Annotated in this window: 16 protein-coding genes; 5 read left to right on the forward strand and 11 right to left on the reverse strand. The window is 61.2% G+C overall.

Features of this window, described 5'->3' with window-relative positions:
* The first annotated feature begins 59 nt into the window (after positions 1-59).
* From nox to G9U53_RS07680, 4 genes are all read left to right on the forward strand, one after another.
* Positions 60-1,271 (forward strand): 4,4'-dithiodibutanoate disulfide reductase, encoded by a 1,212-nt coding sequence (nox, locus tag G9U53_RS07665; RefSeq protein WP_083058086.1) that lies wholly within the window; start codon positions 60-62, stop codon positions 1,269-1,271.
* Positions 1,272-1,402: 131 nt separating this feature from the next.
* Positions 1,403-2,410: a thioredoxin-disulfide reductase gene (gene trxB, locus G9U53_RS07670; protein WP_003942521.1), complete on the forward strand. Its 1,008-nt coding sequence runs from the start codon at positions 1,403-1,405 to the stop codon at positions 2,408-2,410.
* A 38-nt stretch (positions 2,411-2,448) separates the two neighbouring features.
* Complete coding sequence (gene trxA, locus G9U53_RS07675) at positions 2,449-2,772, forward strand: thioredoxin (RefSeq protein ID WP_003942530.1); 324 nt, start codon at positions 2,449-2,451, stop codon at positions 2,770-2,772.
* Between the two features lie 128 nt (positions 2,773-2,900).
* Positions 2,901-4,091, forward strand: coding sequence for an N-acetylmuramoyl-L-alanine amidase (locus tag G9U53_RS07680; protein ID WP_003942558.1), 1,191 nt, complete (start codon positions 2,901-2,903; stop codon positions 4,089-4,091).
* Between the two features lie 20 nt (positions 4,092-4,111).
* On the opposite strand, the gene G9U53_RS07685 is transcribed toward G9U53_RS07680, so the two are convergent.
* From G9U53_RS07685 to rsmG, 4 genes are all read right to left on the reverse strand, one after another.
* A complete protein-coding gene (locus G9U53_RS07685) occupies positions 4,112-4,795 on the reverse strand; it encodes a hypothetical protein (protein ID WP_003942495.1) in 684 nt (227 codons plus the stop codon).
* A 255-nt stretch (positions 4,796-5,050) separates the two neighbouring features.
* Entirely contained in the window at positions 5,051-6,091 is a 1,041-nt protein-coding gene (locus G9U53_RS07690; RefSeq protein WP_083058084.1) for a ParB/RepB/Spo0J family partition protein, read from the reverse strand.
* A 1-nt stretch (position 6,092) separates the two neighbouring features.
* Positions 6,093-7,094, reverse strand: a complete 1,002-nt coding sequence (locus G9U53_RS07695) for a ParA family protein (protein ID WP_003942510.1) — start codon at positions 7,092-7,094, stop codon at positions 6,093-6,095.
* Positions 7,095-7,175: 81 nt separating this feature from the next.
* Positions 7,176-7,856, reverse strand: coding sequence for a 16S rRNA (guanine(527)-N(7))-methyltransferase RsmG (rsmG, locus tag G9U53_RS07700; protein ID WP_019746204.1), 681 nt, complete (start codon positions 7,854-7,856; stop codon positions 7,176-7,178).
* A 707-nt stretch (positions 7,857-8,563) separates the two neighbouring features.
* Between rsmG and G9U53_RS07705 the strand changes: the two genes are divergently transcribed.
* Positions 8,564-8,926 carry a hypothetical protein gene (locus G9U53_RS07705; protein ID WP_003942456.1) on the forward strand — a complete coding sequence of 121 codons (363 nt, stop codon included), beginning with the start codon at positions 8,564-8,566 and terminating at the stop codon, positions 8,924-8,926.
* A 70-nt stretch (positions 8,927-8,996) separates the two neighbouring features.
* On the opposite strand, the gene G9U53_RS07710 is transcribed toward G9U53_RS07705, so the two are convergent.
* The 7 genes from G9U53_RS07710 to rpmH all read right to left on the reverse strand — a co-directional run bounded on the left by G9U53_RS07710 (position 8,997) and on the right by rpmH (position 12,814).
* Positions 8,997-9,488, reverse strand: coding sequence for a DUF6301 family protein (locus G9U53_RS07710; RefSeq protein ID WP_083058082.1), 492 nt, complete (start codon positions 9,486-9,488; stop codon positions 8,997-8,999).
* 257 nt (positions 9,489-9,745) lie between these two features.
* Complete coding sequence (locus G9U53_RS07715; protein ID WP_139799827.1) at positions 9,746-10,072, reverse strand: hypothetical protein; 327 nt, start codon at positions 10,070-10,072, stop codon at positions 9,746-9,748.
* 119 nt (positions 10,073-10,191) lie between these two features.
* The gene (locus G9U53_RS07720; RefSeq protein ID WP_003942504.1) at positions 10,192-10,755 is read right to left on the reverse strand and encodes a protein jag; all 564 of its coding nucleotides are present in this window, start codon (positions 10,753-10,755) and stop codon (positions 10,192-10,194) included.
* Positions 10,756-10,775: 20 nt separating this feature from the next.
* Entirely contained in the window at positions 10,776-11,882 is a 1,107-nt protein-coding gene (yidC, locus tag G9U53_RS07725; protein WP_003942570.1) for a membrane protein insertase YidC, read from the reverse strand.
* Positions 11,883-11,886: 4 nt separating this feature from the next.
* Positions 11,887-12,267 (reverse strand): membrane protein insertion efficiency factor YidD, encoded by a 381-nt coding sequence (gene yidD / locus G9U53_RS07730; protein ID WP_007729147.1) that lies wholly within the window; start codon positions 12,265-12,267, stop codon positions 11,887-11,889.
* Positions 12,264-12,644, reverse strand: a complete 381-nt coding sequence (gene rnpA / locus G9U53_RS07735; RefSeq protein ID WP_165638543.1) for a ribonuclease P protein component — start codon at positions 12,642-12,644, stop codon at positions 12,264-12,266. Before rnpA ends, yidD begins: the two co-directional genes overlap by 4 nt.
* Before the next feature lie 26 nt (positions 12,645-12,670).
* On the reverse strand, positions 12,671-12,814 hold the full coding sequence (gene rpmH, locus G9U53_RS07740; RefSeq protein ID WP_003942540.1) for a 50S ribosomal protein L34: 144 nt from the start codon (positions 12,812-12,814) through the stop codon (positions 12,671-12,673).
* Positions 12,815-13,331 lie beyond the last annotated feature (517 nt).

Raw genomic sequence — 13,331 nt, forward strand, 5'->3', positions numbered from 1 at the left:
TCGTCGTAGTTACGAGTCCACTGGCATCGTAAAGATCAGGCCGCCGCAGGAAGTTGAAAATGACCACAGCGCCCACACCGTCGATATTCGAACCCGCACGTCTCGGCCCTCTGACCTTGCGCAACCGCATCGTCAAAGCTGCAACGTTCGAGGGCGTCATGCCCCGGGGAGCGGTCTCGGACGATCTGATCAACTTCCACGCCGAGGTGGCCCGCGGCGGGGCCGCGATGACCACTGTCGCCTACTGCGCCGTCTCACCAGGTGGACGAGTCCACCGCGACACCCTTGTCATGGACGAGCGCGCGCTGCCGGGACTACGCAGACTGACCGACGCCGTCCACGCCGAAGGCGCACTTGCTGCGGCGCAGATCGGCCACGCTGGACTGGTCGCCAACACGCTCTCCAACAAGACGAAGACTCTGGCGCCGTCGACCCGGCTGAGTCCGCCCGCGATGGGCCTCGTCAAGGGCGCGACGCTCGCCGAACTCGACGGTGTCGTCTCCGACTTCGAACGGACCGCTCGCGTCGCCGTGGACGCAGGATTCGACGCCATCGAGGTCCATCTCGGCCACAACTACCTCCTCAGTTCGTTCATGAGCCCCAATCTGAACAATCGCCACGATCGATACGGTGGCAGCGTCGCCAAGCGCGCCGAGTATCCGCGTCGAGTCGTCGAAGCGGTGCGACGGGCCGCTGGATCCAGCGTGGCGGTCACCGCGAAATTCAACATGTCCGATGGGGTGCCGAAAGGTCTGTGGCTCGACCAGAGCCTGCCGATCGCCCAGATCCTCGAAGCCGACGGCCATCTGGACGCGATGCAATTGACCGGTGGCAGTTCACTTCTCAACGGAATGTACTTCTTCCGCGGTGAGGTCCCACTGGCTGAGTTTGTCGCCTCCCAACCCAAACTCGTCGGGTACGGGCTGAAGTTCTACGGTCCCAAACTCTTTCCGACGTACCCGTTCGAGGAGGGCTTCTTCCTGCCCTTCGCCCGTCAGTTCCGACAGGCGCTGAGGATGCCACTGATCCTGCTCGGCGGCATCAACCGCGTCGACACCATCGAGCACGCACTGGATGAAGGATTCGAATTCGTCGCCATGGCGCGCGCGCTCCTCAGGGACCCACAACTGGTCAACAAATTCCGAGCCGAGAGCGTCGACGAGGGGTTGTGTATCCACTGCAACAAGTGCATGCCCACCATCTACACCGGCACACGCTGTGTGGTTCGGGACGCGCTGGTGGTTCGGGAGGCAGCGCGCCCCGCCCAGTGAGTCCCACACTGTGAGCTGCCGGCTGTGAGCCACTTTCCAGCCGAGTGCGGGAACAACACCCCTTATCCTGGTGTTGATCGGTACGGCTCTCCAAGAAGCGGAGGGTCTGCACTCACTATTGGAAGGCTCGCATGACCACCCAGCTGGAAAACACGCCCGCGGTCCATGACGTCATCATTGTCGGTTCCGGACCGGCCGGCTACACCGCTGGTGTCTACACCGCGCGCGCTGAGCTCCAGCCCCTGCTCTTCGAGGGAACCCAGTTCGGTGGCGCCCTCATGACCACCACCGAGGTCGAGAACTTCCCCGGATTCCGCGAAGGAATCATGGGCCCCGACCTGATGGAACAGATGCGTGAGCAGGCACTTCGCTTCGATACCGACATCCGCACCGAGGACGTCGAAGAGATCGATCTCAGCGGCCCGATCAAGACGGTCGTCGCGAACGGCGAAACGTACGCCGCGCACGCGATCATCCTCGCCATGGGTGCGGCAGCCCGTTACCTCGGTATTCCCGGTGAAGAACGCCTCCTCGGCCGCGGCGTCAGCGCCTGCGCCACCTGCGACGGCTTCTTCTTCCGTGACCAGGACATCGTCGTGGTCGGCGGCGGCGACTCCGCGATGGAAGAGGCAACATTCCTGACCCGCTTCGCTCGCTCGGTCACCCTGGTGCACCGCCGCGAGGAATTCCGCGCCTCACGGATCATGCTCGAGCGCGCCAAGGCCAACGAGAAGATCCGCTTCCTGACCAACGCGGAGCCCGTTGAGGTGCTCGGTGAGAACAGCGTCACCGGGCTCGTCGTTCGTGACACCGTCACGGGTGAGACCTCCACACTCGAGATCACCGGCATGTTCGTCGCCATCGGTCATGACCCGCGCAGTGAGCTCGTCAAGGGCCAGGTCGATCTCGACGACGCCGGATACGTGCGCGTCGCTCCCGGTTCCACCGCGACCTCCGTCGACGGCGTCTTCGCTGCCGGTGACCTGGTCGATCACACGTACCGCCAGGCGATCACCGCTGCCGGCACCGGATGCTCCGCAGCAATCGACGCCGAACGCTGGCTGGCCGACCGCGGCGACATCACCGCCAACACGCTCGACGCAGCCGGCCACACGGTCGACGTCGTCGGCGCTCCCTGATTCATCAAGCTGTCGAACCCAACCCTCGAGGAGTAACAGTGTCGAATACCGTCACCATCACCGACGATTCCTTCAAGCAGGACGTCCTGGGCAGCGACAAGCCCGTTCTGGTCGATTTCTGGGCAACCTGGTGCGGCCCGTGCAAGATGGTCGCCCCGGTACTCGAGGAGATCGCCGGCGAGAACAGCGAGAAGCTGACCGTCGCGAAGCTCGACATCGACGCCAACCCGGCGGCCGCCCGCGATTTCCAGGTCATGTCGATCCCGACGATGATCCTGTTCAAGGACGGCAAGCCGATCAAGACGATCGTCGGCGCCAAGGGCAAGGCCGCACTGCTCAAGGACCTCGCAGACGTTCTCTGACGGCTGGATGAGCATCGTGGATTCTCGCAATCCACAGAATTTCTGAGATAATCGATCGATGTGCCTGATCGGGTCTACGACCAGGCACATCGATCGAATTCGTTAACCGATCCGAGAGGCTTTCACGCATGCACAGACTCCGACACGGCGATCACGGCCCGGCCGTCGCCGAGATTCGGGGCACATTGACGAAGCTGGGATACCTCCATCACGGAACTTCCGGTATTCGACGTGAAAGCGCCGACGGTGCCCACTGGGTTGCACCCGACGCCATCTTCGATCATCAACTCGACAGCGCCGTTCGCGCCTTCCAGCAGCAGCGTGGGCTCCTTGTCGACGGCATCGTGGGCCCGGCCACCTATCGGTCACTTCGCGAGGCCTCGTACCGCCTGGGCGCCCGTACGTTGATTTACCAGCTTTCTGCGCCGCTGTACGGCGACGACGTCGCAGCTCTGCAGGCCAAATTGCAGGACCTCGGCTTCTACGCAGGTCGGGTCGACGGTTTCTTCGGCCCGCAGACCCACGAATCTCTCTCGTCTTTCCAGCGTGAAATCGGGATTGCCGCCGACGGTATCTGCGGACCGCAGACACTCCGTTCGCTGGAACTTCTGGGAACCCGCGTCACCGGTGGTTCCCCCCATGCGATCAGCGAAGAGGAACTGGTGCGGCGCAAGGGCCCGCAACTGGGCGGCAAGCGCATCGTCATCGATCCAGGCCTCGGTGGTCCGTCCACCGGCACCATCGTCAACGGCATCTCCGAAGCCGACATCCTGTGGGATCTGGCTATGCGCCTCGAGGGGCGGATGGCAGCAACCGGGATGGAAACCTTCCTCTCCCGCCCGCACAACGCCGATCCGAGCGAGGCCGAGCGCGCGCTGACGTCCAACGCATTCGACGCCGATCTGATGATCTCCCTGCGCTGCGACAGCAACTCGAGCCCGTCGGCGAACGGCGTCGCGAGTTTCCACTTCGGAAATTCGCACGGTTCGGTCTCGATGATCGGGCAGGTGTTGACCGGTTTCGTTCAGCGCGAGATCGTTGCGCGAACTCCGTTGCGGGACTGCAGAACTCACGGTCGAACGTGGGAGTTGTTGCGCCTGACCAACATGCCGACGGTACAGATCGATCTCGGCTACCTGTCCAACGCGTCCGACGTTGCGGTACTGACGAATCCGCGGATGCGTGACACCATCGCCGAAGCCATCTTGATCTCGGTCAAGCGGCTGTACCTACTGGGTCAAGACGATCAGCCGACCGGCACCTTCACCTTCGCCGAGCTTCTCGCAGAAGAACTTTCGGTAGCCGACCGCATTTCGTAGGTCCTGCGGTCGGCACCTGCTCACACTCTGGCGAGTTCGCTGATCTCCACCATTTCGAGAGCTGCGGCCTTCAGTAGACGGTCGAGGGCTTCTTCGACGTCGACTTTCCATTCGTGATCTCGATTGAGTTCGAGACGAAGGCGCGGATAACGATGGTGCGGTGCCACGACCTCGAAACCGTAGTCCTCGAGGAACTCGGCACTGATCATGCATTCCGCGGGTGAACATTCCAGAGCTGCCGTTGCACTGGCCACGTCGGAAGCTGGCCCCAAGTCGCCGCTACGGATACCGAATGCCTCGAGCGCACGAACTCCTCGTCGAACCAGATCTGTCACGACAGCGGCCAGCAGGCTCGGCCCAAGTTCTTCTTCTATGCCCGAAGGCTCGAGGCGAAGGCTTGTGAGAAGCACTGCGTCCGAGCTGACCGGGCTGGTGGGAAACAGTTGCGCGCGCGGGATCATGCGGGGAGGGGCGTACAACGCACTGCCGAGCGGCTTTCCGTCGCGGACGGCGACCTGTCCGCACGAACCCCACTCGAGCATGACCATCGACAGCCAGGCTTCCTTCTCGAATTCCTGATCACAGAATCCTCGGGCGTCGTGAAGCGCGCCCGGGTCCATCTCCCAGAACACGCATCGGCGCGCATGGGCGGAAAGCTGATCGAGGCTGTCGAGTGTGAGAGAGGTGATGACGTGAGTCGACACTGACTAACTCACTCTCCGTAGGTCCCCGAAGCGGTTTCGATGCTCGCCCGCCGCTTTTCTCTTCTCCAGGATAGGCCAGCTACGACAAGTCGGCAGTGGCACGAGAGTTGATCGCCCTAATGTATTGCTGTTCAACATCTTTCGTCCCGGTTCAAGATTTCGAGAAGCTCGGACCACCTAGCTTTGTCACAGTGACGAAAATAGGTGGTGTGCCCGGTCATCATGATTACGTCACCAAACGGGCATCCGAGTTCTCTACTTGGATTTCTGTGCTTCCATCATTCCGACGATGCGTTGTAGGTCGTCGACCGAGCCGAATTCGACCACAATCTTTCCCTTCCGCTTGCCCAGACTGACAGTCACCCGAGTGTCGAACGAGTCCGACAACCGCTCGGCCACATCCTGCAGACCCGGCATCATGATGGGCTTGCGCTTCTGTGGGGGAGCGATCTCATTATCCGCCCGGTTGGCCAGAGTGACTGCTTCCTCCGTCGCGCGAACAGACATTCCTTCCGCGACGATGCGCGCCGCCATGACCTCCTGAGCGTCGGCACCCGCCTCGAGGGACAGCAGTGCGCGAGCATGGCCGGCCGAAAGTACACCGGCCGCAACGCGACGCTGAACCGCCACCGGCAGCTTCAGCAGACGAATCATGTTGGTCACGACGGGACGCGAACGTCCGATCCGATTGGCCAATTCTTCGTGGGTGACTTCGAACTCCTCGAGCAGCTGCTGATACGCCGCTGCCTCCTCGAGGGGGTTCAACTGCACTCGATGGATGTTCTCGAGGAGCGCGTCGCGCAGCATCGAGTCGTCATCTGTTTCACGAATGATCGCCGGAATCTTCTCCAGCCCGGCTTCCTGGCTCGCGCGCCAGCGACGCTCACCCATGACAAGTTGGTACTTGTCACCGTGACGACGGACCACGATCGGCTGCATCAAGCCGAACTCGCGGATCGAGTGAACCAACTCCGCGAGTGCTTCCTCGTCGAAAACGCTGCGAGGCTGCTTCGGGTTCGTCTCGATCAGGCTCGGTTCGATCTCGAGATAGACCGCGCCGGTCGGCTCGAGTTCGGTCTCCGGCTCAGCTTCCACCGGAGCCTTCGCAGCCGACGCCTTGGTGGCTTTCGGCGTTTTCGGGGCCGCTTTGGTCGGTGGGGGAGGGGAGGGGTTGCGCTTGTCGACGCCGATTACGACGTCCGCTGCAGCCGATCCCAGACCCGGCGCCGTGGCCGGCCCAGTGGGGATGAGAGCAGCCAAGCCGCGGCCCAATCCACCTTTGCGTGCTTGACTCATCTCACTGCTCCTGGGTCGTCGTGGTGGCAGAGCGGGCGGCAAGTTCACGGCCGGCGTCGAGGTAACTCATGGCGCCACGTGAACCCGGGTCGTAGTCGAGAACTGTCATCCCGTATCCAGGAGCCTCGGACACCTTCACGCTGCGCGGAATCACAGCGCGCAGAACGGCCTCACCGAAGTGCTTGCGTACTTCTTCGGCGACCTGGTCGGCCAGCTTGGTGCGCCCGTCGTACATCGTCAGAAGGACGGTGGAGACATGCAGATCCGGGTTGAGATGAGCCTGGACGAGTTCGATGTTGCGGAGCAACTGACCGACCCCCTCGAGGGCGTAGTACTCGCACTGGATCGGGATCAGAACTTCCTTGGCAGCGACCATCGCGTTGACGGTCAGCAGTCCCAGCGAGGGCGGGCAGTCGATGAGGACGAAGTCGACGTCAAGCTCTGCGAGCACCTTGTCGTTGAGCGCGCCTTTGAGTCGATTCTCGCGGGCAACCATGGAGACCAATTCGATCTCGGCGCCCGCCAGATCGATCGTTGCCGGGATGCAGAGAAGGCGCTCACTGTGCGGGCTGGTCTGGATCGCCTCCGGGGCCTTCACTTCGCCTATGAGCAGCTCGTAGCTCGACGGGGTGCCCGAGGTATGGACGACGCCCAGAGCGGTGCTGGCGTTGCCCTGAGGGTCCAAATCGACCACAAGGACAGTGAGCCCTTGAAGAGCGAGCGCCGACGCAAGGTTCACCGTGGTCGTCGTCTTGCCGACGCCACCCTTCTGGTTCGCGATGGTGATCACGCGGCGGAACGCCGGCTTCGGCAGCGTCACCGAATGGGGATGAAGCACTTGGCTCGCTCGATGCGCGGCCGCCCCGATGGGGGTCTCCTCCGAGGAGATCGCCGCGTAGGGGGCGGTGAAATTGTCGTCGTCGTTGACGATCTGATCCGCACCCGCACTCGTGTGCTGCTTCGGTGTTTCACGTGAAACGGCGGATTCAGATCGACCCGACATTGACTGCTCCTTCGATTGGGAATCGATCACTAGGTGCTCTCATCATCTGTACATTGCTCTCGATTGCATGCGTGTAAATCATCAACGCTGGCGGCGCTTCGGGAGACGTTCGGCCTTCACCACAACAGTGGGGGTGCGGAGAATCTTGGCTCCGCATTCGAGTATTTCCAACTTACCTGCGCCCAACTTGGTGAGCGCCGTACGGTCTCGCTCGATCTCCTCGGCGGCGCTCGAACCCTTGAGTGCCAACATCCGGCCGTGCTCGTGAATGAGTGGGAGGGACCAACGTGCCAGCTTCTCGAGAGGCGCCACAGCTCGCGAGGTGACTACATCCGCGCCGCCCGCTTCCTTCACAACACCCGATTCCTCGGCACGCCCTCGAACAACCAAGACGTCCAATCCGTTGGACTCGATGAACTCCGCGAGGTACACCGAGCGTCGAAGCAACGGTTCGACGAGAGTCACCTTCAAGTCCGGGCGGGCGATCGCGAGAGGGATACCGGGTAGACCGGCACCGCTTCCAACGTCCACAACCGACTCGCCTTCGGCAATCAACTCACCGATGACGGCGCAATTGAGAAGGTGACGCTCCCACAGTCGAGGGACTTCACGGGGACCAATGAGCCCGCGCTCGACACCATCCGTCGCCAGGGATTGGTAATACCGTTCCGCGATCTCATATCTGTCACCGAACACTGCGCGCGCAGTCTCTTGTTCGTCCCAGTCAACCGACGCCGCACCATTCTGTTCCACGTGAAACATCCTCCCGCGTAAACCGCGAAATCAACAATCAAGACCGAAATCATTATCCGCTCTGGAGTCGACATGTGTTCGCTTCTGCACACCGACTCGCTGTGAGTCTGCCGACTCGTTCATTCTTTGGGAAGTATTCGGCCCAAAATTCAAGCGGGGGAGGGGAGGGGTTCACGTTCCACGTGAAACATTGCGCTGAAAAATCTTCCAATTCTGACGCGTTTCACGTGAAACATAGCCGGGCGATCGAATGCAGATAGGAGCGCAATTCTTAGTATCATCACAGTGACGAAACTGCCATGGGTAGTTACATGGATGGAAGTCTGACCCAAAAAGACCAATTTTCGATGAAAAAGTCGTTGCAAAAGATCGCCGACGTCGGACTGCAGAACGGACTCGGTCAGTCAGATCCTCTCTGTAGGTCGACTCGGAAAACAGACTTCGATTCCAGATCTCGGACAGCTTCGGTATCTCATCGCCGGTTGTTGCGAGCCATATATCCGTCGGCTTGACACTCCTGTTGCGGAACACCGGAGACTTGGCATCGCAAACCGCGCTTCAATCCAAGGAGCTTCGCACCACAGGATGCGCATGGAGAGTTCGCCTTCGATGTGGATACCGGTGTCGGCGGGAAGATCAAAGTCGAGCAGGGGACCTGCCCGATGCGCAGGATGAATTCCTGCGCCTAGGCTCTGCGCGATTAAGATCCGCGCTTGGTGCGGGAGTTGTTGGACGGCAAGGACTACCTGTTGGTGCATACCGAACCCGGAACCAACAAGATCACCGCTTACGAGTTCGATCCGGGCACAGCGAAGTCCTTCCACCTCGAACAGTCCGGATCCGCCCTCATGACGAGACCAGCAGCAGGTGTGGGCGCGACGCCGATCGCACACCCCGCGAGTCAACCGAACTCAAGGCGGTCCCATGATTACCCCGACGCGGTCCGCAGTGTATGGACCGGAGCCCGTGTAGGCGATGTCGATTCCGGTTTGCTTGGCAAAGTAGTCGCCGCCGATCTCACCCCGAAGCCCGCAACAACATCATCGACTTTGCGTGGCGACGAAGCCCATTCGATGTGAGTGGTCCGATTCGTGTGAGGAGCGCGCAAACCTGTTTCCGCACCGGATGCGATCTCGCCGACCTCGATCGCTAGTCCTCGTCCTCGTACTCCGGTTCGGGCTCATCCACCCATGCCTGATATCCCGGACTCGTCAGATGCAGGTGGATCGCACTGACACCCAGGTTCAGTGTAATGACCGCTTTCGGCAGATCCCACCGGATAGTTGCCTCAGGTCCGGGTTCGGCGCTCGTGGCTGTCCCCAGGAGTGCGGTAAATGCCACATCGAGGTTCGTGAACCCCTCGACCAGCAACGGGCGCACCACTGTCATGGGCGTAGCATCATCTGCCACGTCCGAGACGAAGATCGAGATCCAATCCATTCTGTGTTGCCGCCCGAACATTATCGATTCGGGCCGACCGACACGGAGGCCGGTCCGAATCGAGGCGCCGGTTTGATCCAATTCAACGAGCTCCCATCCAGCCTGTGCGCAGAAGGGTTCCAGGTCGTCGACGGCCCAGGTCCAGTCGAATTCTGCGGCGAGGCGGGCAATCCGGGTGGCGCCCTCGATGTCGACGTGCATGTGCGGATGCTACTTCCTTCGTGATCGTTGTTGATGACGCCCCAATCCGGGGGCCGTCGAAGTGAGGGCTCGCGGGTTGTCGGTCATCGGATGCCAGCACCGAAGGTGACGACCTTGCCAGCAGGCCTGACGACATCAGGTCGGTGATCCATTGTGGCGGCAATCTGGGGCGGAGTTCGAGGGCTCGGGGCAACAACCATCGATCCGGTTTCACGTGAAACGAAGGCCGACTATTCCTCCTGGGGGAGGGGAGGGGCTCACATGTAGTACGGCATGTTGTCGATCGAATATCCGAACATGCACAGTGCACCCCCGACTAACAAGAAGGCAATCGCGAAGCTGAGCATGACCGGTCTCCCGGATCGCCAAGCCAATGCAAGTGGAATGAATACGACGGCGACTACTCCCAGCGGCAACAACCAGCAGAGCCAATACTTCAGACCGCCCGGCGGAAAGGACTGGACTTCCATCTTCTGCTGTAGTTCGAAGACCACGGGCCAATAGCTCAGGCCGCACACGAGCATCCCTATCAGGGCCCCAAGGGTCATCAATCTGAGAGAGAATCCGGACCGCTCGTTGGACATGTCGACAACGATAGGCAGACCTTCACCGTGGCGCCGGATTCGGTTTCACGTGAAACACTCTCGGACACAAAAGCGGGCCCCGGAAAATCCGGGGCCCGCATTCGATCAGGGGGGGAGTGTCAGTCCTTGAGGACAACCACTCGACGAGACGGCTCAGCGCCTTCGCTCTCGCTGGAAACACCGGCGACCTTGGCGACGGCGTCGTGCACGATCTTGCGTTCGAACGGCGTCATCGGAGCAAGCTCTTCGCGTTCGCCGGTCTCGAGAACACGCTGTGCAGCTTCCGCACCGAGAGCACTGAGTGCCTCGCGCCGGCCCGCACGCCACCCGGCGATGTCGAGCATCAAGCGGCTGCGCTCTCCGGTCGACTGCTGAACTGCCAGACGAGTCAGCTCCTGGAGAGCATCCAGAACCTCACCCTTGCGTCCCACGAGCTTGGTCAGGTCGTCGCCGCCGTCGATGCTGACGATCGCCCGATCGCCCTCGACGTCAAGGTCGATGTCTCCGTCGAAATCGAGAACGTCGAGCAACTGCTCAAGGTAGTCGCCGGCGATCTCGCCCTCTTCGATCAGGTCGTCATCGGAATCGTCGATGTCTACATCCACATCGGTAACCGGCGCAGTGGTCTCGGTGCTCACGTCTGCGTTCTCTCCATCCACAACGATGTCAGCTTCACTGGACATTGGTCGTTCTCTTTCCTGGATCAGCGCCGTTTATTGCGCTTGGGGGAGTTGCCGCGGTTGCTCTGTGGCCGGTTCTGTTTCGGTTTCGACGTGGAACCACCACTGGAACCCGAGGGCTTCGGCTGTGGCTTCTTGAGCGAAACTTCCGGGGCGTCACCGTCGTCGTCGGCTGAATCCGCGGTCTTCAGCGCAGCCGGAGATCCCTTCTTCTTGCTGGGATCGGGACGGGCACCGGGCTTGGGCGCATTGTCGTTGCGGCGAGTGATCGCTTCCTGCTTCTTGGCTTCTTCTTCCGCGTCGATCTTGCGGAAGACGAGGTGCTGCTGACCGTAGGTCCAGATGTTGTTCGACACCCAGTACAGGAGGATCGCGATCGGAAGGAACGGTCCACCGACCAGAACACCGAGCGGGAAGACGTACAGGGCGAGCTTGTTCATGATCGCGGACTGCGGGTTCGCGGCAGCTGCTTCGCTCTGACGGGCAACAGAAGCGCGTGAGTTGAAGTGCGTCGCGATGCTGGCGATGATCATCAGCGGAGCGGCCACGAGGATGATGTTCAGCCGTGACGGAAGCTCGGGAACGTTCTCGGTGACGTAGGCCTGAAGCTGCGCAACCGGCGTCGTGATCGCGGCCGAGATGGGCGCGCCGAACAGACGAGCATCCAGGAACGACTGGACGTCAGTGGCCGAGAAGACGTAGTTCGGGGTGTTGAGGTTGTCCTCGGCGCTCATGCCCAACTGGCCCATGCCGGTGCCGGTGCGGTTGAACGAGCGCAGGACGTGGAACAGACCGATGAACACCGGAGCCTGAGCCAAGACCGGGAGACAGCCCATGATCGGGTTGAATCCGTGCTCCTTCTGGAGCTTCTGCATCTCGACGGCCTGGCGCTGACGGTCGCCCGAATACTTCTTCTGCAATGCCTTGATCTGTGGCTGCAGTTCCTGCATCTGACGCGTCGTGCGGACCTGCTTCACGAACGGCTTGTACAGAACCGCACGCAAGGTGAACACCAGGAACACCACGGAAAGCGCCCAGGCTATTCCGTTGTCCGGGCCGAGAATGAACCCGAAGACCTTGTGCCAGACCCACAGAATCGCGGATACCGGATAGTAGATGAAATTGAGCACGGCTCTAAGTACTCCTCTGTTCGTCCGTCGGACTGTGACACGCTGCGCGTGCTTCCGGACAGCTATGGCGGCTACCCGCATCACGGTCACGACGGGCAGGGACAGGGTCCCACCCTCCAGAATGCCAGGGGGCACACTTCGCCAACCGCACCACAGTCAAGAAAAGGCCTTTGATCGCCCCGTGAGTGCGCAGCGCTTCGACTGCGTATTCACTGCAGGTGGGGGTGAACCGGCAGGTCGGCATCCTCAAGGGCGACACATACGTCCGGTACAACTCGATACAGAAGATGAGAACGGTGGCGGGAGCGCGACGCACAGCCTTCAACACCGTGATGACACGGGAGGCTCTGGGAGTCTCGATCTGCTCAGAGAGCGGAGTACTCATGGCTCTTCACTTACCGACACCAATAGGTTCATTTTGGTCAGGCCCCCGCGCAACTGCTTGGCCAGTTCGGCTGAACTGGCGGTAGCTGCACCCGGAAGTGCGCGGATAACCACGTCTGTCTCCGGTGAAACCTGTCCGACGAAATCTGCACAGATATGACGAAGCCGGCGTGCGACTCGATGTCGAATCACCGCCGGCCCGACAGCCTTGCTCACGATCAGCCCGAACCGGGGACCGTGATTTGTTACTACCAGCGCCTCTACTTGCTCGCGATCGAACGCGTGCACGACAAGGTCGCGTCTTCCCATACGACGTCCACGTCGCACCGCCACGGAGAAATCCGAGTGGCGACGCAACCGGAACGGCTCAGGCAACACCCCGAGCTCCTGAACTCGAAATCAGATCAGGCGGTGAGGGAATCGCGGCCCTTACGGCGACGCGCCGAAACGATTGCACGACCCGCACGGGTACGCATACGAAGACGGAAGCCGTGAACACGCGCGCGGCGGCGATTATTCGGCTGGAACGTCCGCTTGCCCTTGGCCACGGTCAACACTCCTCGAAGTTCATTGACGCCTCCCGGCGTCATTCAGTGATCGACGCCTTACGGCGCCTTTGGATCCAACAGGTACAGAACAATCAACTTCACTCGTTGTGGCTTGGAAGACCGATCCGACCTGACATATGTAGCCAGCACGAAGCGATCACCACCAGCGGGTGACCGTTCGAGGTTACTTACCACCGTTGCCAAGGTCAAACCAGCCCGATTCGGAGCCCTCCCGCGGCAACCACGGCGACACGCCGATACTTACATCATTCCGCAGATTCCATTCACAGTGTGCATACGGCCGTGACCTCGAGCGAGGCGGCAAGTGTGACCTTGGCAACAGTTCCGCTACGGACTGCAGGTGACCCGAAGGCAACCCGGACAGTTCCACCGGCGCATGCTCTCGACAAGGCCTCATCAGCACATACGGGCACGAGCGCCGGACGCGACCCCGAATCCCGAGTTTCCACATTCATCCACAGGGCTGTGAGTGTTGACGCATCCCCGACACCAAGTG

This window comes from Rhodococcus sp. D-46 (assembly GCF_011290655.1).
Taxonomy (GTDB): domain Bacteria; phylum Actinomycetota; class Actinomycetes; order Mycobacteriales; family Mycobacteriaceae; genus Rhodococcus_F; species Rhodococcus_F qingshengii.